Annotated in this window: 15 protein-coding genes; 12 read left to right on the forward strand and 3 right to left on the reverse strand. The window is 58.3% G+C overall.

The annotated features are described in order from the left end of the window. Positions 1-26 precede the first annotated feature (26 nt). Positions 27-446, reverse strand: a complete 420-nt coding sequence (locus IEX75_RS11795) for a rubrerythrin family protein (protein ID WP_188794537.1) — start codon at positions 444-446, stop codon at positions 27-29. Between the two features lie 367 nt (positions 447-813). After that, positions 814-3,498, reverse strand: a complete 2,685-nt coding sequence (locus IEX75_RS11800; RefSeq protein WP_188794538.1) for a M1 family metallopeptidase — start codon at positions 3,496-3,498, stop codon at positions 814-816. Between the two features lie 143 nt (positions 3,499-3,641). Between IEX75_RS11800 and IEX75_RS11805 the strand changes: the two genes are divergently transcribed. The 12 genes from IEX75_RS11805 (at position 3,642) to IEX75_RS11930 (ending at position 24,301) form a co-directional block, all read left to right on the forward strand. After that, positions 3,642-4,388, forward strand: a complete 747-nt coding sequence (locus IEX75_RS11805) for a response regulator transcription factor (RefSeq protein ID WP_229720796.1) — start codon at positions 3,642-3,644, stop codon at positions 4,386-4,388. A 724-nt stretch (positions 4,389-5,112) separates the two neighbouring features. Continuing rightward, the gene (locus IEX75_RS24155) at positions 5,113-13,938 is read left to right on the forward strand and encodes an ESPR-type extended signal peptide-containing protein (protein WP_229720797.1); all 8,826 of its coding nucleotides are present in this window, start codon (positions 5,113-5,115) and stop codon (positions 13,936-13,938) included. 139 nt (positions 13,939-14,077) lie between these two features. Further along, positions 14,078-16,015, forward strand: coding sequence for a S8 family peptidase (locus IEX75_RS11895; RefSeq protein ID WP_188794539.1), 1,938 nt, complete (start codon positions 14,078-14,080; stop codon positions 16,013-16,015). 423 nt (positions 16,016-16,438) lie between these two features. Beyond that, positions 16,439-18,022, forward strand: coding sequence for a S8 family serine peptidase (locus IEX75_RS11900; RefSeq protein WP_188794540.1), 1,584 nt, complete (start codon positions 16,439-16,441; stop codon positions 18,020-18,022). 230 nt (positions 18,023-18,252) lie between these two features. Next, entirely contained in the window at positions 18,253-18,492 is a 240-nt protein-coding gene (locus IEX75_RS11905; protein WP_188794541.1) for a hypothetical protein, read from the forward strand. A 116-nt stretch (positions 18,493-18,608) separates the two neighbouring features. Further along, positions 18,609-18,971 carry a BP74-related protein gene (locus tag IEX75_RS24455; RefSeq protein WP_423373026.1) on the forward strand — a complete coding sequence of 121 codons (363 nt, stop codon included), beginning with the start codon at positions 18,609-18,611 and terminating at the stop codon, positions 18,969-18,971. Between the two features lie 72 nt (positions 18,972-19,043). Beyond that, positions 19,044-19,178, forward strand: coding sequence for a hypothetical protein (locus tag IEX75_RS24310; RefSeq protein ID WP_268236477.1), 135 nt, complete (start codon positions 19,044-19,046; stop codon positions 19,176-19,178). Positions 19,179-19,196: 18 nt separating this feature from the next. After that, entirely contained in the window at positions 19,197-19,553 is a 357-nt protein-coding gene (locus tag IEX75_RS11910; protein WP_423373298.1) for a BP74-related protein, read from the forward strand. Positions 19,554-19,725: 172 nt separating this feature from the next. Then, positions 19,726-19,902 carry a transposase domain-containing protein gene (locus IEX75_RS11915; protein WP_188794543.1) on the forward strand — a complete coding sequence of 59 codons (177 nt, stop codon included), beginning with the start codon at positions 19,726-19,728 and terminating at the stop codon, positions 19,900-19,902. A gap of 145 nt (positions 19,903-20,047) precedes the next feature. Next, positions 20,048-20,992: a DNA-binding transcriptional regulator OxyR gene (gene oxyR, locus IEX75_RS11920; RefSeq protein WP_188794544.1), complete on the forward strand. Its 945-nt coding sequence runs from the start codon at positions 20,048-20,050 to the stop codon at positions 20,990-20,992. A gap of 44 nt (positions 20,993-21,036) precedes the next feature. Beyond that, on the forward strand, positions 21,037-21,903 hold the full coding sequence (gene prmC, locus IEX75_RS11925) for a peptide chain release factor N(5)-glutamine methyltransferase (RefSeq protein ID WP_188794545.1): 867 nt from the start codon (positions 21,037-21,039) through the stop codon (positions 21,901-21,903). An 85-nt stretch (positions 21,904-21,988) separates the two neighbouring features. Further along, a complete protein-coding gene (locus IEX75_RS11930) occupies positions 21,989-24,301 on the forward strand; it encodes a TonB-dependent receptor (RefSeq protein WP_188794546.1) in 2,313 nt (770 codons plus the stop codon). An 86-nt stretch (positions 24,302-24,387) separates the two neighbouring features. On the opposite strand, the gene IEX75_RS11935 is transcribed toward IEX75_RS11930, so the two are convergent. Next, entirely contained in the window at positions 24,388-24,594 is a 207-nt protein-coding gene (locus IEX75_RS11935) for a hypothetical protein (protein WP_188794547.1), read from the reverse strand. Between the last annotated feature and the right edge of the window lie 185 nt (positions 24,595-24,779).

The raw sequence follows: 24,779 nt of genomic DNA on the forward strand, positions 1-24,779 counted from the left end.
CCGGAGGGGGAGAGGGCGCTAAAGCATCAAGCGAGTTCGTTCAACGATTTCTGGAATCGATTCGCATGCGAGCGTTCCGCTTTCGCCAGTGTCTCGAACCAGTCGGCCACTTCATCGAAACCTTCGTCGCGCGCCGTCTTGGCCATGCCCGGATACATGTCAGTGTATTCGTGGGTTTCGCCCGCGATGGCGCTTTGCAGATTTTCCTTGGTGGGACCGAACGGCTTGCCGGTAGCCGGGTCGCCGCATTGCTCGAGATATTCCAGATGGCCGTGGGCGTGGCCGGTTTCGCCTTCCGCGGTGGAGCGGAACACGGCGGATACGTCGTTGTAGCCTTCCACATCGGCCTTCGATGCGAAGTAGAGATACCGGCGGTTGGCCATGGATTCGCCGGCGAATGCGTCTTTCAGATTCTGCTCCGTCTTGGAGCCTTTCAGCTTGCTCATGACATCACCTCGTGGCGTTGGGCTTGAGAGGGAAATGCAGAGGGACCTGACGGTCGACGCCTCGAGCGTAGTCTCAGTTAGGACGATTATGAAATTGATTGTTCTTATGAAGTTGATTGATTGAGACTATGGCTGCTGGTGTCGACGATGTGTGACGACATCGAGAAGTGCGTTGTCATTCGCGCGCACAAAAAAACCGGACGGCGAAAACCGTCCGGCCTTTTGATCTCCGAAAGTCACGTAGGTTGGGGTGCAAACCTCAACATTGTCATGTCGATTAGAACGGCAATGTTGGGGTTTGCACCCCAACCTACAAAAAGCCGGATAGCAAAAACTATCCGGTTCTTTCACTTTCGACCACGAATGCTCAGCGCAATATTGCAGCAGAGTCCTGCTTGGCCTTGAGCGCCGCACACAGCAAGATCTGCTCGCGCGTCTGCGCCAACCCGCGATCCGCGCCGGCCAGGTCCTTCAAGCGTGGCTTGAAGTAAGTGTCCAGGCGATCGGCCTCGGCCGTGGAACAGCCGCCACCACCGGCGAGACGCGGCACGAAGCCACTGGCGAAACTGCCGGTGCGTCCCAGCACCTGGTCGTAGTGCGCCGTGAACCATTGCCACAACGCATCGCGTGCTGCTGGTGTGTCACGGCCACCGCGCAAGATGGCAGCCATCTCGCCGACCTTCACCTGTTTGGTAATCGCGAAATCACGCGCCTCGTTCGCCAGCTCCGGCGTATTTGCCGCGCTGAGCGCAGCGAGCATGGCGTTGCGCAATGCTGGATCGGTGGTGCGGGGCAGTTCCGCGATCAAGGCATCCACGGCGGGCTTGCCGCGTTCCTGCACGGCGACGGCGAGTGCGTCGCCGAGCAGATCCGGATCGGCCGCAGCGAGATTCAGACTGCCATCCTGTTTCTTCGACAAGGCAGCATCGCCTTGCTTCAGCAAGGCAGTACGTACTTCGGGAACATTGAAGTCGAGTGCCAGCGCGTGCGCGAGTGTGGTGCGCAGAAGGCTGTCGCCGTCAGCCTCGCCTGCCTTGCGCTGGTAGCCAAGCTGCTCCATGCGGGGCAGGTAGGCCTTCGTTACCCAGTCGGCAATGGCGGTGCGCTGAGCATCGGTGTTGGCTTCATAGCGGTAGATCCACATCACCGTACTGAGGGGCGCCACCGCTACTTCACGCGTTTTCGCCGTGGCAAGCGGCTGGAGCGCGGTGAGCACATCGCTGGCATCCAAATCACCACGGCGGAAGCCGGCGTCGATGCTATCGGCATAGGCGAGCTGTTCGCCATCGTTCAATGCGTCAACGTGCTTGGTGAGGTCAGCCCATGCCGGCTTCGACATGCTGAAGCGATAGTAGCCGCGCGCATTCGCGTTCGGCATCACCCAGGCGGACGTGCCAGCATCTGCCAACACCATCGTGCCCTCGGGCTTGTCGAGCATTTCGCACTGGGTCTTGCTGCTACTGGTTGTGCCATAGCGCACGCACACCGGAATACCCCACACGCGTGTAGCATCGCCCGTGCTGCCGATCGGCAGGTAGCGGCCCTGGCTCAGGTGCAGGATGGTCTTGCCACCTTCATGTTCCAGCGTCGTTTGAACGTAGGGCACGCCGGCCTGATTGAGAAAGCTGTCGAAGGCTTGCTTGAACGCCGTGCCCTGATTCGCCGTGGTGGCGATCGCGTCGATCAGGTCGTCGGCCGTGGCATTGCCGAATTTGTGCTGCTGAATATAGGCGCGCATACCCTTCTGGAACACATCCTCACCAACGTAGCCCTCGAACATGCCGAGCACCGCGGCACCCTTGCGATAGGTGATGTTGTCGAACGCGGTTTCGATGTCGCCGATGCCGGTGATCGGTTGGCGGATCTTGCGTGCGCTGACCAGGCTGTCGTTCTCCATGGCGTTCTCGGCAGCAGCGATGCGATCCAGATCGGCACGGTATTCCGGATGCACCTTCATCGTTACCTTCTGTTGCATCCAGGTCGCGAAGGCTTCGTTGAGCCACAGATCGTCCCACCAGGCCAGCGTCACGGTGTCACCCGTCCATTGGTGCGCAAGCTCATGCGCGGTGACGTTGAAGGAATCGCGTACGTTTTTCGTCGGTGATTGCGGGTCGAGCAGCAGGAACCAGTCGCGGAACGTGACCAGGCCCGGGTTTTCCATCGCGCCTGCAGAAAAATCCGGTGCCGCAAGCAGATCGAGCTTGCCGAATGGATAGCCGAATCCGTAATAGTTCTCCAGTGTGTGGATAATGCTCGGCGTTTCGCTCAGTACATGCTGCATGCGATGGCCTTCACCCTGCGTGGCGACGCCGCGCAGTGGTAGCGGCTCGCTGCGGTAGCTGTCCGCCGTAATGGTCGGGCCGTTGACGACATCCCACGGACCCACGGCGAACGCGACCAGATACGTAGGCAGCGGCTGCGTACGGGCGAATTGCAAGGTTTTCCATGCGCCCCCGGCTGGTGTTTCGCTGATTTGGCTGGTATTGGCGACGCCGGTGAGCGCCGACGGAATGGTCAGTGCGATGTCGTACGGTGTCTTGAAATCCGGTTCGTCGAAGCCGGGGAAGGCGAAGCGCGCGCTGACCGGTTCCATCTGCGTCATCGCATACGGGGTGCCGGCGTGATTGACCTTGTAAAGACCTTGCAGCTGTTGATTGAGCGGTGCGGTGTAGTCGAGAGTGAGGGTGATCGTCTGCGGCTGCAGCACATTGCCCAAATCGACGCGTGCAACACCTGCTTTCATATCAACCGTCACGTACTTGCCGGCATGCTGACGGCCACTTGCATCAGTGATGGTGACCTTGCCTACGTTGAGGTCGCGGCCGTTGATCCAGATGTGGTCGGCTGCTTGCTTCAGTGCGAGCTTGATGGTGGTGGTGCCTGTGAAATCCTGCTGCGCCGGATCCACCTTGAAGGCGAGCTGGTACGACTCCGGTGCCGCCCAGCGAGGCAGTCTGCCGTGCGGTACGCCATCTGCCGGCGTGGCGGCGATAGCGGCGCCGCAGCATGCGGCAAGCGCGGTCAGGACGAGGGATTGGGCAAGACGATGCACAGCGGAGCCTCCTACGGCACTTAAAAGCAATCACGCTAGGTAGCGTAGGACGTTTGCCACAGTGCCAAAAGACATATTCCTATGAATTTGGCCGCGCATCCCACCTAAGCTGATCAGGAACTTATTCACGAGCGAGCCCGTTGATGCCCGAACAGCGACTGTCGTCCGCCCACCTATTCATGCAGCACCTTCACGTTGTCGTGTTGGAAGACGATGCCGCACTTCGTCAGCAGATTCTTCTCCCTGCGTTGCGCAGGCATGGCTTTGCGGTGCAGGGCGCTGCATGCGCCGCCGAGCTGTATCGGCACATGCTGGCGCGGTCGTTCGACATCGCGGTGCTCGGCATAGGCTTGGATCACGATAGTGGTCTTGCGGTCACGCAGCATCTGCGCGGGATGTCGGAGATCGGTATCGTCGTACTCACCGGCGATGCGGATCGGGAGCGGCATACTTATGCATTGAACGCCGGCGCGGATATCTGCTTGACCAAGCCGGTCGATGTAAAGGTGTTGTCGGCAACCCTGCAAAGCTTGGCACGCCGACTGATGCGGCGCGTATCGCGAGTTGATGATCATGCCACGACCGCACACGGCTGGCGGCTGGACGCCGGTGGTTGGCGATTGGTGTCACCGTATGGCAAAGCAGTTGCACTGACCTCGTCCGAGCAGTGCGTGGTAACGCTGCTCGCGCAGCAGAAAGGCCAGCCGGTACCGCGCGAATCGCTCATCCGCAGCCTGAGCCATCGGGCCGAAGAGTTCGACCCGCATCGGCTTGAAATGATGGTGCATCGCTTGCGCAGAAAAGTGCTGGCACAGACCGGCGAGCGCTTGCCGCTGCTTGCTGCGCGTGGGGTGGGATATCTGCTTTCCTGCGAAATAGGCGGCCAGTAGCCTGATCGGGTTTGGGGTGAATCCTGATATATCGCTGCGTTTTTTAGACCATTGTGCTGTCATTCCTGCGAAAAGCGGGACGTAGCGCGCAGCGCGGAACATGTCCGAAGGATGGCCCCGGAGCGGTGCGCAGAGCGAATCATCTGCCCTCGCTTTTTGCATCAGGGCAACATGGATTGACCAGCATTCGCTGTTGAAAAGCGTGCCGCTTTTTCGGGAACGACGGCAGTGAGGGAACTCGTACTTTCATGGGCAACCTGCGCAGTAATCACAGGTTCTTCTCACCACGGTTGACAGCCGTTTGTCATTCGGCGTGACGCTAATGTAGTGCTGTTTTGTCAGGGAATAACTCGGCTTGTTGCTCATGAAAGCCTGCAGTGATCTGCCAGATGAAGGCGAGATATCGCATTTGCCGCGATTGCAACTAAGCCATAGCAACGCTTTCGCGTTTCATGCGTTGCAGCAACCCCGCACGCGGTTGATGGTGAGAAAAGTGAGGATTCGTGAGTTTGGTGAATTTCACGTGAGTTTTCGTGAGTGAACCACTCGTCGCGAATCAAGATGCTTTTGCCAAAACACATTCCCGGTCTTTAGTGGATCAAGCATCGACAGGGATTACACGGACAGCAGAGCCGCGGGGATTTCACCGGCATCCATACCTCGGCGCGCACGTCACCGCACGTGTGTTCTGCGTCATCTACTCGCATGGAGAGGGCAATAAGGCATGAACAAGATCTACAGCAAAGTCTGGAACGCATCGCTAGGACAGATCGTGGTGGCTTCGGAACTGGCCAGCTGCAAAACCGGCACGGGTGGTGCTGGCAGCAAGGGGCATTCCGGTGTTGCGCTGATCAAGCTTTCGCTGGCGATCATGCTTGGCCTGGGATTGGCGCCAAAGGCGGCGTTGGCGGGTAGTGCTTGCGGCGGAGTGTTCGCCGCCCCGCCTGTGGCTGGCGGGTTTGATGCCTTCGCGTGTGGCGACGACGCAAATGCCTCTGGCGATTACAGCGTGGCAGTAGGCAATCAGTCGTCGGCGCAGGGTGAATATGCTATTGCGCTGGGTTATTCGTCGTCTGCTGATAGCGATGGCAGCCTGGCCATTGGCCATGATGCGAAAGCCGCCGCAACGAACAGTACGGCGATCGGCGAAAAGAGCCGTGCATCCGGGCAGAACAGCACCGCGTTGGGTGCTGAGAGCAGGGCGACCGGTGCAAACAGCAGCGCCTTCGGCTGGAGGAGTCAAGCCTCCGGCCAAAACAGCGTCGCTTTGGGTGCAGGCTCCATCGCGTCGGAGAACGACACCGTATCCGTTGGCAGCGACAACCTTCAACGCCGCATCACCAACGTAGACGCTGGCGTCAATGACACCGACGCCGTGAACGTGTCGCAGTTGCGCGACCTTGGCGACAGCCTTAGTGATGCGCAGCATTACTTCAAAGCCAGCGGCATGAACGATGACAGCGATGATGCGCGCGTCGAAGGTGACTTGGCTGTAGCTGCGGGTGCCAACGCGCAAGCAACCAAGAACGCCACAACCGCGATCGGCGCTGAAGCCATAGCTGACGGTATTGGCAGTACCGCGATGGGCCAAGGCAGCATGGCGTTCGGTGATGCGTCGGTTGCCGTGGGACAAAGTGCGCAATCGTGGGGCCTCGGTAACACGGCCTTGGGCGCATCCGCTGTGGCCGATGCTGATCAGGCGGCAACGGCACTGGGTGCACTTGCTCAAGCATCGGGCGATGGCTCCACGGCCATCGGTGGTGCAGCCTACAGTGTTGGCCCCGGTAGCCTGGCCGCTGGGTTCAATGCTACAAGCGTCGGCGAAGCGTCAGTGGCGTTGGGTGCCTACAGCGAAGCTGTGGGGCAATACGCCATGGCAATGGGTAGAAGCAGCCTTGCAACCGGCGATCGCAGCATCGCGCAAGGTTATCAGAGCCAAGCGAACGGTTACGGCAGTATCGCTATCGGCGAAAGTGCTCAGGCCAGCTATTCGAACAACGTTGCTATTGGTTCGGGCTCCAACGCGGACAACTTATTGGCCACTGCCGTGGGTGGCGGCGCATCTGCTACCGGTCACGGCACGCTGGCTGTCGGTTCGGGAGCCTGGGCGCTTGGCGACAAAGCTACGGCACTCGGTGCTGACGCAGGCAGCGAGCATGCCGTCGATCAAATCACAGCCGTTGGTTACAACGCCGTAGCTAACGGCGAGCGTGGCATCGCGATCGGTGCCGACAGCTTTGTTGAAGCCGATGCCAACAACGGTATCGCGCTCGGCACCCAGAGCAGAAGTAATGCACATCATGGCACGGCCATTGGCGACAGCAGCAAGGTGGACTTTGGCGCCGCGGGTGCCGTGGCACTGGGCGCCAATTCCCTTGCGGATCGCGCAAACACCGTGTCGGTTGGTTCGGCTGGCAACGAACGTCAGATCACCAACGTCGCAGCGGGTACGGAAGCCACCGATGCGGTGAACAAATCGCAGCTTGATGCGCTGGCCGGCCAGGTCGGCGATGGCAACAAGTACTTCATCGCCAATGGTGAAGGGGAGTTCTCGCTGGACGACGCCCTCGCCGCAGGTGATTTCGCCGTTGCCGCGGGAAGTTCGAGTTACGCTGGAGGCGATCGCTCGATTGCAGTGGGTAGGAAGAGCGAGGCGACGGCCAATGGCGCGATAGCGCTGGGCGCGGGTAGCCATGCCCAAGGCGTCAGCAGCGTTGCTGTGGGTGAAGTGGCTGGCGCTGGCGGCTCGTTCGCCGCTTCGCTGGGCTTCGATGCACAGGCAGCTGCTCTGGGTAGCACCGCGGTCGGCGCATTCTCGCGTGCCAATGGCGAGGAGAGCACGGCGCTCGGCGATAACAGCAACGCTTTTGGCGTGCGGTCCATTGCCGCCGGTTATGCCAGCCAGGCCAGTGGCGATGCGTCCAGCGCATTCGGCGGAGACAGCCAGGCAGGGGAGTTCGCCACAGCGCTGGGTCATGGCAGCCAGGCAACCGGTATTGGCAGCACGGCACTTGGAGCTGGGAGCCAGGCGTCGCAAGACGGCAGCATGGCCCTGGGCGTGCAGAGCGTGTCTGCCGGCTTGAACAGCCTGGCATTGGGTAATGGAACCCAGAGCTTAGGTATAGGCAGCATCGGCATCGGCCAATTTGCCGTGAGTACAGGCGATGGCTCTATTGCTATCGGCACCGAATATATGGTGGACGGAGGATTCGGCATCCCTCAGCCGACGCGAGCCTCAGGCGTCAACGCCGTGGCCCTCGGCGGTGGGGCGATTTCCTCGGGTCTGAATGCAGTGGCCCTCGGTGCGGCTTCGCAGGCATATCACGACAATTCGGTAGCGCTAGGCTTTGGCTCGGCTACCGACCGTGACAACTCGGTTTCGGTTGGCATGCAGTCCAATCAACGCCAGATCACCAATGTGGCTGCCGGTACAGAAGGCACGGATGCAGTGAACCTGGATCAGCTCAATGCCGCTGTGGGTGATGGCACTACCAATAAGTACTTCAAGGCCAGCGGTGACGAATTTCTGTTCGATGACGCGCTGCTGGATGGCGCGCATACCACTGCGGCAGGCGCAGGCAGTGTTGCGGGTGCAGACCAGGCTTCCGCCTTTGGTTATCGAGCCGCGGCTACTGGCCTGAATTCGACGGCAGTAGGCAACAATGCCACGGCCAGCGAAGACCACGCTGTATCTGTCGGCAGCGATAGCACGGCAAGCGGCAGATATGCCTCGGCGTTTGGTGCCTCCGCGACGGCAGCTGGGAATTTCTCTACCGCCTTGGGCGCAGGTAGTGCGGCCGCCGATGATGCGACGGCAATCGGTACGGATGCTGTTGCAAGCGGCGACGCTGGCATTTCTGTTGGCCTGCGGGCGAGTAGTCGTGGTGAGCAAGCTATTGCGATTGGCACGGATGCTTATGCAAATGGCGATGGCAGCATTGTGCTGGGTGGAACTTACGTGCCGCCGCCGGGTGATTTCGGTTTCCTCGACGCTGCACAGGCCTATGGACGCAACGCCGTTGCCATCGGCGGAAGTGCTTTCGTTTCCGGCGACAACAGCATGGCCATTGGCGCAGCCTCGCAAGCGTATGCTAACAATGCCGTCGCACTAGGTGCGGAATCTCAAGCAACCAGAGATAACACGGTGTCAGTTGGCTACGCTGGCGGCGAACGTCAGATCACCAACGTAGCAGCCGGCACGGAAGGCACGGACGCGGTCAACAAGAACCAGTTGGACGAAGTGGCCAGCAATGTCGGAGCTGCCACCAAATACTTCAAGGCGGCAGGCGATCAAGGCGTAGGCGTGTTCGACGATGCGATTGCTGCGGGCGATTATTCAGTTGCCGCGGGTAGTTCCAGCTACGCCAGCGGCGATCGCTCTGTAGCAGTGGGCAAGAACAGCAATGCTATGGCTACGGGTGCGATAGCGCTGGGTGCGGACAGTTACGCCGATGGCATGCAGTCCATTGCTGCGGGTTACGCCAGTCAAACCAGCGGCAACGGAGCCAGTGCATTCGGCGGACAAAGTCAGGCCGCCGCGTCTGCGACAGCCATGGGTTATAGCAGCCAGGCAGAGGGTGAGTTCAGTCTTGCTACCGGCTTTGGCGCCAGCAGTGCAGGCGGCGGAAGTGCAGCCATGGGTACCTATAGCAGTGCCGAAGCCGACTACAGCATGGCTTTGGGTACTTTCAGCACGGCGCGCGGTGAAAACAGCATCGCAACTGGTTTCAATAGCCTTGCCAAAGGCGACGATAGCATTGCCGTTGGCCATACTGCATCGACATTCGGTCGTCGCAGTACTGCGATTGGTTATCTCAGCGCGGCTCAAGGCGATGACAGCATCGCGCTGGGAGGCGGTAGCTTTGCTTTCGGCGACAGCAGCGTTGCACATGGCCTCAATGCATGGGCGGGTAGCGACAACAGCATCGCCATCGGTCGCGAAAGCCGGGTTGGTGGTTTTGGTGCTCCGGAAAGCCTGAATTCTGTCGCGATTGGAGCATGGGCCCAGGTTACCGCCGAGAATGCGGTTGCCCTTGGTGCAAACTCATACACCGATCGTGACAACACAGTCTCGGTGGGCAGTGCTGATAACGAACGCCAGATCACCAACGTTGCTGCCGGCACGCAAGGTACCGATGCGGTGAACCTGGATCAGCTCACCGCCGCGGTGGGCGATGGCAGCACCAACCGCTACTTCAAAGCTACGGGCAATGGCGTCGATGATGTTGTCATCAAAGATGGCAGTGAATTTGCCACCGCTGCCGGTGCTGGCAGTTATGCCGACGGCTTTGGTGTATCCGCTTTTGGTACCGGAGCCACGGTGATCGGTGATCAATCCACTTCGATTGGCTACAGCAGTTCAGTGATTGGTACGCAGAGTGTGGCGGTGGGTAGCAATAACAGCGTCACTGGTGATCACTCCATTGCCATCGGCAACTCGCATCAGGTATCGGGCAGCGGCGTAGCCGCTATCGGAAACCAGGCCGATATCAACAGCGATGGGGCCAGTACGCTGGGTCAATCCAACTACGTAGGCACCCATTCAGCCGATGCCGTCGCTTTGGGTGCCCTGGCGGCCGTGGGCAATAGCTCCGCCAACGGCATCGCTGTCGGCACCTTTGCCACCGTCGGCAATAACGCTCAGAACTCGATCGCAATGGGTACGCTCAGTTACGTCGGTTCGGAGTTCTCGGTTGCCATTGGTGGCATGGCAATAGACAACGAACAGTTCGACATCAGGAACACAGCGGTCACCGGTGAACAGGGTGTGGCCATCGGCGGCGGTGCGCAGGTCGCAGGCGATTTTGGCGCGGCCCTTGGCAACTTCAGCACGGTGACGGCCAACAATGCCGTGGCACTGGGCGCCCGCTCGCTTGCTGATCGCGATAACAGCGTGTCAGTGGGACGTGTCGGTAACGAACGCCAGATCACCAACCTCGCGGCCGGTACGGAAGCCACTGACGCGGTGAACAAGTCGCAGCTCGATGCGGTAGCCAGCCAGATCGGCGGAAGCAGCAAGTACTTCAAGGCCAACGGCGACAGCAACGACGACGCGATTGCCCAAGGCGACTACGCCACTGCCGCCGGCTCGAGCAGCTATGCCGAGGGCTTCGGTGCATCGGCTTTCGGTAGCGGCGCGAATGCGCTTGGCGATTACAGCATCGCCAGCGGTTATGGGAGCCTTGCTCTGGGTAGCAATGCGGTGGCGCAAGGTGCAAACAGCCAGGCGAATGGTGGTCAATCCATCGCCATTGGCGCCAACAGCATGTCCAACGGCAATTTCGGTGTTGGCGTAGGCGCAAACAGCCAGGTGGATGGTTTTGGTTCGACCGCCATTGGCGGTCTGGCGCGAGTCGATGGGCCATTCAGCGTCGCCGTGGGCTTCACCTCCTATGCGAACGGCACCTTCAGCACCGCTCTCGGCAATTCAGCCGTTGCCAACGATATCGCAACGGCTGTGGGCAGCTTCAGCTTCGCCGATGATGCAGGCAGCGCGGTGGGTGCCTTTGCGTCGGCTGGCCAGATAGCTGTTGCAGTGGGCAATGACAGCTCCGCTGCGCAGGGCAGTGTGGCCGTGGGTTGGAATGCGCAGGCTGAAGGCCTCGCTAGCACCGCACTGGGCAAATCGGCGGTCGCCAGCGGTGAACAGAGCACGGCGGTGGGTGAGTCGGCGTTGGCTAGTGACAGCTTCTCGACGGCGCTCGGTTCGCAAGCCCAGGCTACGGCAACCAGCACGGCACTTGGCGCAGCTTCCAAGGCATCTGGCGTCTTTTCCAGTGCGATGGGTCTAGGCGCCGTCGCCTCGGGCGCAAGCAGCACGGCGATAGGTGGCGGTTCGTTAGCGTCCGGAACCTTATCTGTAGCGTTGGGTGGGAGCGCAAGCGCTTATCTCGATCAAGCGACAAGCATCGGTGCGGCAAGTTCGAGCAGAGGCATCGAGAGTATCGCCATCGGTTATAGCGCGACCGCCGAGTGGAGTGCGGACAATGCCGTCGCCTTGGGCTCCTATGCCTATGCGGGGTCGGCGAATAGCACGGCCATCGGCGATAGCAGCGCTGTGTCCCAGAATGCCAATGGCGCCGTCGCACTGGGCGCGGGCTCTTATGCGGACCGTGCCAATACGGTATCGGTGGGTGCTGCTTCGGAGTGGACAGACACTTGGGGTACCAAGCACGACGCCATGACACGCCAGATCACCAACGTCGCGGCCGGTACGGAAGGCACCGATGCGGTGAACGTGGATCAGCTCAATGCCGCCGTAGGCGATGGCAGCACCAACCGCTATTTCAAGGCAGATGGCAAGGGCGACGGCACTGACGATGCCATGGCCAGCGGCATGCTGGCCATAGCTAGCGGTGCCAATGCAAAGGCGTCGGCGGCTGGTGCGGTGGCAATCGGTGCAAGCAGCCAGGCCAATGGAATCAATTCGACGGCGGTGGGCAACACCGCACAAAGCAATGGCCTATTAAGCGCAGCTGTGGGCTTCAGGGCAACCGCAAGTGGTGATGCCAGCACCGCCATCGGTTCTTTGGCTGTTGCGAACGATTCTGCCACTGCTCTGGGCGCCAGCAGTCAAGCGGATGAAGAGGGCAGTGCATTGGGTGCCGGTGCGTTGGCTGGTCAGCGGGGCGTTGCCGTGGGCAACGACAGCAGCGCTGATCTGGGTGGTGTGGCCGTCGGTGTAAGCACGATTGCAAGCGCAAACGGCACGGCGATCGGCACCGAAAGCTGGGCGACCGGCGCCATGGCAACCGCATTGGGCTACAACAGCTACGGTACCGGCGACAACACCGTGGCGCTTGGCAGCAATGCCAGAGCCACCGCAGACAACAGTGTGGCTCTGGGTCAAGGCTCGCTGGCCGATCGTGCAAATACGGTGTCGGTTGGTGCAGCACACGATTGGCAGGATGCGACCGGCACGCACAAGGCCATCGATCGCCAGATCACCAATGTGGCCGCTGGCACGCAGGGCACCGATGCGGTGAACGTGGATCAGCTCACCGCCGCGGTGGGCGATGGCAGCACCAACCGTTACTTCAAGGCTGGCGGTAACAACGATGGCACGGATGACGCCATCGCGAGCGGCACATTGGCTGTGGCCAGTGGAGCCAAGGCGAATGCTTCGAACGATGGTGCAGTAGCGCTTGGTGCGTTTAGTGGCGCAAGTGGGGCGAATAGTGTCGCCCTTGGTTACAACGCCAGGGCGATCGGCAATAACAGCCTGGCCCTGGGGGCGCAAAGTGAGAGCAGCCACTTCAATAGCGTGGCTCTTGGCAGCGGCAGTGTTACCGATCGTAGTAACTCCATATCGGTAGGTAACAGCAACCTTCAGCGTCAAATCACCAATGTCGCCGCCGGCACAGCCGATACCGATGCGGTCAACGTCGCCCAGCTCAAGAAGGTCGGCCTGGTGGACGGCAACGGCAATATCATCTCGGCTGTTACGTATGACGAAGGCAGCAATGAGAGTGCAGTGACGTTTGGTAACTCCTCACAAGGTGGTACCACGCTGCGCAACGTTGCCGCGGGGATGAGCGATACCGATGCCGTGAACGTCGCCCAGTACAAGTCTCTGGCTGACACCATCGGTGGTGGTGCTGCGGTGGGTGCCAACGGCATGATCGCCCAGCCACAGTTCAACATCATGGGCGGCAGCTACAACAACGTAGGTGATGCCTTCGGTGCAGTGAACACGGCACTGGGTTCGCTGGATTCGCGTGTGACTAATCTGGAGAGCAATGGCGGTCCTGGTGGCGGCAATGGTATTCCGGTTGGAACAGGCGATGGTCTGCCCGTTGGCAGCGGCAGCCATGCGGATGGCAGGAACGATGTCGCCGTCGGCACAGGTTCCGCTGTCAACGCTCCGAACGGCACCTCGCTGGGCAACAACACGCAGGTCGCCACAACGGCTGACAATGCTGTTTCGGTAGGTGCCGATAGCAGCGTTGCGGCCACATCCGGCACCGCCGTCGGCCAAGGCAGCTCGGTCACCGCGTCCAATGCCGTGGCATTGGGTGCCGGTTCCGTCGCGGATCAGGAGAACACGGTGTCCGTGGGCAATACTGACCAGCAGCGTCGCGTGACGAACATGGTTGACGGTGTGGCAGCAACCGACGCGGCGACGGTGGGCCAGGTCACCCAGTTCACGCAAAACGCGATCAACGCCGCGCAGAGCTATGCCGATGCAGGTGACGCGCAAACGCTAAGTGCAGCCAACGCCTATACCGACCAGAAAGTTTCGAACTTGGTCACCAACGACAATTTCAATGCCTTCAAGGATTCGGTGAACAACCAGTTCCATGCGGTCAATCAACGCTTGAATCGTGTCGGTGCAATGGGTGCAGCGATGGCTGGCATGGCGGGTGCCATTGCTGCGGCACCGGGTACCGACAACCGCGTCAGTGCGGCGGCAGGTACTTATGGTGGAGAGAACGCATTGTCGGTCGGTTTCTCGCGTCGCCTGCCAGGTAACGGTGCCGTGTTGGTCGGCGGCTCGGTGGCTGGCGGTGGTGAAGCCAGCGGCACGGTTGGCGTCAGCTTCGGTTGGTAACGAGATAGCGCACCTTTCTTTCCGGAGAAAGGTGCGCGTCTTCCGATGTCATGCGACATGGCAAGAGCCCATGGTTCGCGCCATTCGTTACTCCAATCCGGAGCGGGGAAAGCTCCGGACCCACTTCAAGGAATCATGCATGAAGTCATTTCAGTACTTGCGCATTGGCGCAGTCGCAGCAGCACTAACGCTGGTTATCCCGGTGCTTCAGGCCGCAGACACCACATCGTTGCCCACCAAATATCTTGCTGTCAAAAAAGCAGATCAAAGCTACGAGGGTTTCATCGTCACCTATAAAAATGGTTCGACGGAGCGCAACAGCAGCACGGCCGCGATGCAGAAGGTGAATGCGGCCATTGGCCGTACCGGGTTGAACAAGGCCACGATGTCGTCAAATGTCGTCTCGACACCCGCTGTTTCGGCGTCTTACAAGCGCAAGCTCGCGGTGGGCTCAGATCTCATACATACCTCGCGCAAGCTCAGTCAGAGCGAAGCCAATACGTTGATGGCGGAGATCGCAGCCGATCCGGCCGTGGCATACGTCCAGCCGGATTACAGGATGTATGCCGTGCGAGACATCAAGGCGCCTGCTAGCATGGCCAAACCCACGGATGCGCCTGCTGATCCGTTCGCTCCGAACGATCCGGACTACGCGAATTATCAATGGAACTTCTCGAATGCGATTGGTGGCGCCAATGTCAACAACGCGTGGAATATCGCTGATGGCACAGGTGTGACCGTCGCTGTCATTGACACGGGTATCACGAAACATCCGGATCTGGATACATCGCTGGGTGACGCAGGCTACGATTTCATTGAGAGTGCGGCCATATCCGGTCGCCCTACCGACGGTACTGCACCGGGTGGCTGGGATCTGGGTGACTGGACGACCACGGGCCAGTGCTACAGGGCGTCCCCGGCAGAAGGCAGCAGTTGGCATGGCACCAACGTGGCGGGCGTGATTGGTGAGCTTACTAACAATAGTGTGGGCATGGCCGGCATTGCCTACAACGCCAAGGTGTTGCCCATACGTGTACTCGGTCATTGCGGTGGTACGGACTCGGATATCTCCGACGCGATCGTATGGGCCTCTGGCGGCCATGTGGATGGCGTGCCGGACAACACGCATCCGGCGCAAGTCATCAGCATGAGCCTCGGTGGTGCACAGCCGTGCAGCCCTGAAGTAGCGGAATATCAAGCTATTCAAGACGCCATCAGCCGCGGCGTTGCCGTGGTGGTAGCCGCAGGCAATGACAATGAAGACGTATCAAACGCTACTCCCGCCAGCTGTCCTGGTGTGATTGCCGTAGCATCCAATGGTATTACCGGCAAGCGTGCGTTCTATTCCAACTACGGGACCGGTATCACGATCTCGGCACCGGGCGGCGGCATCTACCAAAACGATGCATCCTCCGGTCAGCAAGCCAATCCCGAAGGCTTCGTCTGGGCCGCCATCAACCCAGGTACGGAAGGGCCTCTCGATGCTGACCCGGTCACATCGTATGAGGGCATGGCAGGTACTTCCCAAGCAACTCCGCATGTCACCGGTACGGTGGCAATGATGATTAGTGCTGCAAGGGAAGCAGGCCTATCGGATCCCACTCCTGCTCAGATTCACGACATTCTGGCGAAGTCGGCTCGTCCATTCCCAGTTGTGGAAGATCAGCAGATCGGCACTGGCATCCTCGACGCTTATGCGGCGGTCAACATGGTGGTGAACGGTGATGGCAATGGCGGTGGTGGCGATGATCCATCCATTCTATTGACCAAGGGAACGCTCCTGCCTGGACAGAGCGCCACGAGTGGAAGCATCCTGTATTCGATCGATGTGCCAGCAGGCGCCAAGACCTTGAACCTACGCACGCTTGGTGGCACAGGTAATGTAGCGCTGTACGTGAAGGCGGGCAGTGCTCCGGCTGCGGATGGCAGCAATGCCGACTTCAAGTCCGTCAAGCCGGGCACCAGCGAAGCCGTAGTCATTCAAACTCCGCAGGCCACCACCTATTACCTTCGCGTGGCTCCGCAACAGGGCAGCAGCTTCAGCAATATTTCGGTGCTGGCCGACTACAACCCGTAACAGCCATTTGTGCTGTCGAAAGCCCTGGCTTTATGCCAGGGCTTTTTTTCATCCATATATCTGGCAATCCCATTTCATTGCACGCAATGAGTGCATTGCCTACTCAAGTAGAGTGTTTGTAGTACAAGCCATTGTTCACTTGTATTACTGACTTTTATGAGGCTGTGCTCATAGCATCGACCCGTACCAGGCAGAAATCGGCCTTGGTTTCCAGCTCCGTTTGCTTTGGGAGTTGGGTAATTTCAGATACACGCCATCTGCGATCCCATCGTTTGCAAGACAAGCATTTCATCAGGTTTGGTTTCCTTCCTTGTTTACGAAGAAAGGAAACGGGATTGAGTCGTTGACTCAATCCGTTTGTGGGGAATCCGGGATAACCGCCGTATTGGCTCAAGAGCCCATTCAAGACAAGGAGAAACGCATATGAAGTCGTTTTCCACTTTTCGCTATACAGCACTGATGGCAGCCATGTTGTTGATCATGCCTGCCACCCACGCCACGGGTATGCAGCAGCCAACAATCTCGAAGATGTCGGCCGTAGGTAGTCAGGAGACTGATGCCTATGACAAATTCATCGTCTCCTACCGCGAGGGCAGTGGTATTCGCAACAATCCCACGGAAGTGGTGAAGGATGTCCAATTTGCGATAACGACCTCTGGCGTCGATCGCGTAACGTCAAGCTCTAAGGCGGATGCCCAGCCGCTAACCGTCATCTACAAGCGCAAGCTTGGCGTAGGTGCCGAACTGGTTCAGACCTCGCACAAGCTCGATATGGCGGAGGCCAATGCGTTGATGCAAAAAATCGCAACGAACCCCGATGTGGTTTATGTAGAGCCTGATCGGAAATTGCGTATCGATGAAGTGAGCCTGCCGACTTTTCCGTCGTTCCGCGCGGACCTTGGCAGCAAGGCATCTTCTATTGCACCGTTGGTATTCAACCCAGATGACCCTTACTACCAGAACGATCGTCAATGGAATTTTCGTTGGCCTGGCATTAGTAGCGCGAACATCGACCATGCGTGGGACTTGGCAGATGGCACCGGTGTTACGGTAGTCGTTATAGACACAGGTATGGCGCCAAACCCTGATAGCAACGATGACTTCGTGTGCGAGGGATATAACTTTTCGAAGGATGATGCCGACTATGGAAAGAGGTGTGGATGGGATCCGGGCCATCCCCGAGGAACTAGCTTTGGACCCAGTAGTTGGCATGGCACTAAAGTAGCGGGAATCATCAACGCTAGAACCAACAATGGAATGGGTTTGGCGGGCGTGGCCTATGGCGCCAAATTGATACCACTTCGTACCGCTGCCTATGACGGCGCTTATGATTCCGACATCAGCGATTCGATCGAATGGGCATCAGGTGGTCATGTGGATGGATTTGACGACATCGAGCGCCCGGCTCAGGTCATCAACATAAGCATTGGAAGTTACTTCACCAATCCATGCGCGACGCCCAACGTGATCGGCCTAGCCGTGCAGCGTGCGATAGCCCGTAATGTGGTTCTTGTCGCTTCCGCTGGCAATGAAAGCAGAAATAGCAGTGATCCCAACGACCCCACCTTTCGCGGTTACCACCTGCCCTCTACCTGTCCCGGCGTCATCGCCGTTGCTGCCACGGATTATTCTGGCAATCGAGCCGTGTACTCCAACTATGGCGCAGCAGTGGCGCTAGCGGTACCTGCCGGGGATGGCATTGGAAACCCTGAGCAGATGTACTACGAATGGTCTTGGATGCTAAGCAATTCGGGCGAGTATGAGCCCGTCCAGGACACTGTGCCGAAAATCGCTCCCGATGCCGGAACGTCATACGCAGCGCCGTTGGTCACAGGTACCGTGGCGCTTATGATCAGCGCTCGACAGCGCGAAGGGCTTCCCTCCGCTACGCCTGCTCAAATCAGGGACTGGCTGACCAGTAGTACAGACCCCATTACGCCGGATAAGCCCATCGGCAGCGGGGTTTTGGATGCCCATAAGGCTGTGGTGACTGCGATCACGAAATGACGCCAAGTGTGCACAAGTTGGTTCATACGCTCCCTATCACTGAAATCGCTTTATACAACGTTAAACCGCAAGCTAGTCCAGTTTGTCTTTAGCTGACCAAGTGCAGCAAAGGTGGCGCCATTGCGCCACCTTTTTATGAAATATGTTGCGCCAGCTCAATCTGTTTGTGGGGAATCCGGGATAACCGTCTCTTTGGCTAAAGAGCTCACTAACGATAAGGAAAAGTGTGTATGAAGTCGTTTTCCACCTTTCGCCATACAGCACTGACAGAAGCGATGTTGTTGATCATGCCTGCTGTCCATGCCACAAGCACAGTTTCTCCGTCTGCCAACTACATCGCCGCAAGTCAGGCGGACCAGACGTATGACCGCTTCATCGTGACGTATAAAGATGGCACGACTCAGCGCGTTAACAGTACAAGGTACAGCCAAAACCTTTGCACAATTTTCAAGGAGGATCGTATCGTATGAAAGCGAAGAAAATCCCGTTGATCGTATTGGCGTTAGCTGCTGGCATTATGGGCTGTTAAGCGATCGCACAGACGCGCTATTTCTCTTTTGTAACGGCAAATCATCCCCAGGCTGGGATGGACGCAACTACATTTGGTACCCACGAATTTGTCATAGCAGCTGATCCAATATTGGCGCGGCAAATTGAGTCTATTATTCACTATTCAGACTTGCACAGAGGCCTAGTGCATGTACAAGGAAAGATCGTACGCGGTCGGGTTGCTTATAACGAAGAGTACCCATTTCATCTTGATCCAGATTCCATCACTCTATTCAAGGATGGCGTCAAGCAATGCGATGCAAGCGCGTTTGAAGTCGAAGACAACATAGAACGTATGGGTGTGCCGAACAGCGGATTTTTGGCGGACGGTCACTGGTGTCCTCATTCATTGCGCTTCATAAGAGAGATCGTATACCCGTTTCCTTCCGCACGTCATTAGAGTGCTTGTACGTTGCCCGTACAGCCTACAAGGAACGGCAAGAACCTTAGCCTTCTTTCTGAGGAGAAAGTCATGAAAGGGCAAAAAATGCTATTGATGACATTGGCTTCAGCCATTGCGGCGACAAGTTTTTCGGGTGCGGTGCAAGCGCAGGCGCGTTATTTCTCTTTTGTTAGGCCAAATGATCCCATTTCATCGGATGATTAACATAATGGCAGTGGTTTCATTTCGTTTGCGCCGCATGAATTTGTCATTGAGGTCGATGATCCAGTGCTGGCAATGAAAATAGAAAATATTATTAACAATAAAATCGGTCCTAATGATCCGGTGCATTTAAAAGGAAAAGTCGTTCGTGGAAGGGTTGCTTACAATGAAGAATACGCCTTTCACCTAGACCCTAAATCCATTGAGCTAATCAGTCATACAATCGAAGTTTGCTCTGCGACCGCATTTTTAGTCGAGGAACATCTGGACCGTGTCGGCGTGCCCGTCGATGAATTTTTAAAGGATGGCGAGTGGTGTCCCTGGGATGCCCGCTTTGTAAGGGAGATCAAATACCCGTTTCCTAATCCATCGAAATAGCAGCGTGTTCGCCATAAATGAAGAATAAATCAGAGCATCCCTAGGGCGCGGTACGCCACAGGCAATAGCGCATGATTGAAGGCTCAACATAATCGCGCTTATGTCGAACTCGACATAAGCGAAAAACTGGATGTTTTGTTGGGCTTAGCTCGTTGCCCAACACATCGGTACCATGCAAAGTTTGTTGATGACCTGCCGGCTGCAGGCCATCAATTCGTACACCTATCTGGTCGACGTACTACAGTGCATCGACCGCCATCCGGCGCGAGTGGACGTTTTCCGCCGAGCATCGTTCTACGCTCCCCAACTCGGGGCGGAGACGGCAGAATCCGTGAAGCCATCGCTGTAGCAACCGACTTGGGTTGTTGAAGGCCTAGTGCTCCTGCGCCGGGCTTTTTTTAATGGGAAGGTACCGGCTAAGGGCAATCAGGACTTGCATTGCTAAAATCGATCGCTATGATAGAAATTAATAGATGTCATCTATTATTTAGTCCATGAACCTGCGCGACCTCCACTACCTCGTCTCCCTCGCCGAACACCGCCATTTCGGGCGTGCAGCGGAAGCCTGCTTCGTCAGCCAGCCCACGCTCTCCACGCAAATCAAGAAGCTGGAAGACGAGCTGGGTGTCGCGCTGGTGGAGCGGACACCGCGCAAGGTGTTGCTCACCGAAGTCGGCCGTGACATCGCCAATCGCGCGCGCGAGGTGCTCAACGAAATCGAGCAGATCAAGAGCATCGCCCGCCGCACGGTCGACCCTGAATCGGGTACGGTACGCCTGGGGATCTTCCCCACGCTTGGTCCTTATCTGCTGCCACACGTGATTCCTAGCGTGCGCGAGCGTTTTCCACGCCTGGAGTTGCTGCTGGTCGAGGAGAAAACCGAAGTCGTGCTGCATCGCTTGCGCGAAGGGAAGCTCGACGCTGGCATCCTCGCCTTGCCCATTCACGACGACAACCTGCACGCGGAATTGCTGTTCGAAGAGCCTTTTCTGCTGGCGGTACCGCAGTCGCATCCGTTGGCGAAGCGTCCGTCGCTGAAGCTCAACGATCTGTCGGATCAGAGTTTGCTGCTGCTCGAAGATGGCCACTGTCTGCGCGACCAAGCGCTGGAGGTTTGCCATATGGCCGGTGCAGGCGAAAAGAGCGGTTTTCGCGCGACCAGCCTGGAAACCCTACGCCAGATGGTGGCCGCCAATGTGGGCATCACGCTGTTGCCTACGCTGGCGGTGAAACCGCCGGTGGCGCCGGCGCCGAATCTGCAACTGGTGGAATTCAGCGGCCATGCGCCGAGCCGACGTATCGCGATGGTGTGGCGCAAGAGTTCGGCGATGAGCGGTTTCCTGAAGCAGCTTGCGGAAGTGTTCAAGCATCTGCCGCATGATTTGCTCGATCCGCACAGTGCGGCGACAGCATCGGCGAAGCGGCGGCGGGTGGCTTGACGCCAGCTTGCCTTGGCAGACGCAGTACGCGCCGGCTATGCGATATGACCCCCAACACGCCTGATATACGTCGCGCACTCAACGAAGCCACGCAACGCCTCAGCGACCGCGTGGATGCGGAGGTGTTGCTTGCCTACGCCTTGAGTAAACCGCGCAGCTGGTTGATTGCCCATGCCACCGATCTGCTCTCGCCCGATCACGCCGCCGCTTACGCCGTGCTTATCGAACAGCGTGAAGCAGGCGAGCCCGTCGCCTATATCACCGGCCGGCGCGGCTTCTGGTCGCTCGATCTGGAAGTAACGCCTGCCACGCTTATTCCTCGTCCGGAAACTGAATTGCTGGTCGAGCTGGCGCTGGAACGTCTGCCCATCCAACAGGCATGCCAAGCGCTGGATCTGGGTACGGGTTCCGGTGCGATTGCTCTGGCTATCGCGCACGAACGTCCGATGACGCAGCTTGTTGCTACCGATGCGAGCATCGATGCACTTACCGTGGCGCAACACAATGCACGGCGCCATCACATCGGCAATATCCATTTCATTCACGGCGATTGGTTTGCCCCGCTGGATGATCGCCGCTTCGACCTCATCGTTTCCAATCCACCTTATATCGCAACCGGTGACTTGCATTTGCAGCAGGGTGATTTACGTTTCGAACCCATGAGTGCACTCGTGTCGGGAAACGATGGTCTCGATGATATTCGCCGCATCGTGCGTGATGCCGGTCTTCACCTTGTGCCAGGCGGATGGTTGTTGTTTGAGCACGGTTGGCGTCAAGGTGATGCAGCGCGTGCACTGCTTCGCGACGCAGGTTTCGTGGAGCTTTCAACGGCACGCGACCTTGAACAACGCGATCGCGTGAGCATGGGACGTTGGCCAGTCAGTGGCGGTTGTGATTCACCACAAAGTTAGGCGTAGACTCAAGCCACTGAAGGGGCCCGGATTCCATCGGTGCATTCGGGCATGAACACATAACGTTTATCCCGGATGTGCCGCCATGAATCGTCGTGTTGCTGCTGTCCATGTGTGTGTGCCCCGTTACCTGCCGCACGTGATTCGTCTGCTGATGATCTCTCTGGCCACACCTGCGGCGATGGCGCAGACAAGTACGCCGCCCGCATCATCAAGCACCACGGCACCTTCTTCTTCGAGCAGCGACAAGCAGACCGTCACCTTGAATGAGGTGATGGTGACGGCCAACCGCCGCCGCGAACCGGAACGCGAGGTGCCCATGCACGTCGATACGGTGCAGGCCGCCACGTTGCAGCAACTCGGTGCGAAGAACCTCAACGACTACGTGTCGTATCAACCCGGTGTGTTTTTCGCGAGCGCAGGGGGGGCGGGGCAGGGTGAACTGGTAATGCGCGGCGTGTCGACCGGCAACCAGACCAGCCCAACTGTGTCGCTGTATATCGATGACGTGCCAGTGGGTGGCAGTACCGCGTATGCGGCATCGGCGACGTTTCTGTTTGATCCGGCCTTGCTCGATCTGGATCACATCGAATTCCTGTATGGCCCGCAGGGCACGCTGTATGGCGCAGGTTCCATGGGCGGCCTGGTGAAATACGTAACGGTCAAGCCCGATCTCAGCGGTTTTTCGGGCAACGTAGGTGGTGACGTCTCCAACACCAATCGCGGTGGCACCAGTTATTCTGAGCATGCGTCGGTCAATCTTCCGCTGGTCAAAGACAAGGTTGCCCTGCGCGCATCCGTGGTGGATCAACACATCACCGGCGTGTATCGCGCGGTAGGTGAAACACCGGCCGGCGGTGCAGATCGCACGCATACCAAAGGCGCGCGCCTGCAACTGGAAATCGATCCCATCGACAAGCTCACGTTGAATGTGACCGCCATGGCGCAAAAGATCATGGCGGATGGTTTGTCGATGGGTGATTTCAATCTGCAAGGGCAGCCGATTTCGGGTGGCCCGTACAATCGTGCGCTCAATCACCGCGAACCGTTTACGCAGACCTTGCAGCTCTACTCCTTCCATGCCGGTTATGACTTTGATTGGGCAACGGTGGACTGGATCAGTGCGTATCAGGATTTCGTCAACCACAGCGTGCAGGACTATCCGGATTCATTCCTGGGACTGTTGAACCAGATCGGCCCCTTGTTCGGGGTGAATCAGCCGCTCAGCTCGCTGTATGTCGATTCGCAGTACACCGTGCATAAAGCGTCGCAGGAAATCCGTGTGACGTCGAAAAAGAACCAGACGTTCGATTGGCTATTTGGCGTATGGCTGAATCGTGAGGACGTGTGGGAGCAATACGTGCTGCAAGGCGACAACGTACCGCCGCCCGGCACGGCGCCGCTGATTGCACAAGCCGTTGATTCCCGGTTCGAGGAATACGCCGGTTACGGCGATCTCACCTGGCACATCAACCCGACGCTCGATCTCACCGTGGGCGCGCGCGCCAGCGGCAATACCCAGACGCTTTCCAACTTTGAGGATGGTGCATTTGCCGGAAGCCAGGGAGGCTTTCGCGAGCACGTTAAAGATCAGGACGTAACCAAGATGGTCACGTTGAGTTGGCGTCCCACCAGCACGGACAACTTCTACATGCGCGCATCCACGGGCTACCGGCCGGGTGGTTTGCAGGCGCCACTGCAGAGCACGCTGCTGGTACCCAATCCCAATGCGACCAGCACGTTCGGTTCCGACAACCTGGAAAGCTACGAACTCGGCTACAAGGGCAGCTATCTGGATCACCACTTGAACGTGGGTCTCGATGGCTATGATATCGAATGGCATCACATGCAGCTCTATACCTACACCTTGGGCAATACGATCATTCAGAACGCGGGTGACGCGCGCATCAAGGGTATCGAGATGCAGGGTAACTATTCCAATGGGCCATGGGAGCTCGGCGCATCAGGTACATACACGGATGCATTCACCGACAACGGCGCACCACAACTCGGCATTCAACCCGATGCTCGGTTGCCGTATTCGGCGCGATGGGCGGGCACGGTAAGCGGCAAATACAAGTTCATCGTGGCCGGAACGGATGCCTACATCGGCGCCGTGGTGCGTGGTTCAAGTCGTCGCAACGCTGGTTTCGACGGCGATACCAGCGACCCGAACTTCAAGCTACCGGGCTTCATGTTTCTTGATCTCAATGTCGGCGTGAATTTGCGAGGCGGTGCGAACGTGGATTTCTACGTGCGCAACGTGACGAATCGACAGGTGCCGATTGGTACGTTGAACGATGAGGCGGTGAATTTCCTCGCCACGGTGGGTGGCCCGATGCTGGTGCAGATGTCGACACCGCGAACGGTGGGAATGGCGTTCAACGTGCCGTTCTGATGCGAACGCTGGAGTTGCCCGGGCTTGGAGTAGGGCAACTCCAGCAGCAGAGCGCGCAATACGGGATTGCGCTGTAGGTTTAACCACTACCTCGGCGGATCGACGACGATGCGGCCGAGCTTGCCGATTTCATGGCCCTTTTTATCGAGCCCCACCAATTCCACTTGGTTGCCAGTCGGGCAGTTGTTGGGAATGGTTGCTTCCAGTTTGTTGCCGCTCAAGGTCTGAACCATGGCGGTTTGATGGTAGTTGCTATTGTTCAGCCTGAAATCGATCTCGCTGATGGTGTTCATGTCTTCACCTGTGAGCGTGATCTTTGCACCAGGCTTAGCGTGGCTTGGATTTACCGTAGCGTTGGTTGCCATAGTGGTGTCCTTGTCTCAGGTGCATGCTTGGCGGGAATGCCAAGCATGCGAGCAGTACCACCCTGGTTATAAAACATGCGTCAACGCGGAGTGAGACAAGGGTTTGGCGTGTG

This window comes from Dyella nitratireducens, assembly GCF_014642835.1.
GTDB classification, from domain to species: Bacteria; Pseudomonadota; Gammaproteobacteria; order Xanthomonadales; family Rhodanobacteraceae; genus Dyella_B; species Dyella_B nitratireducens.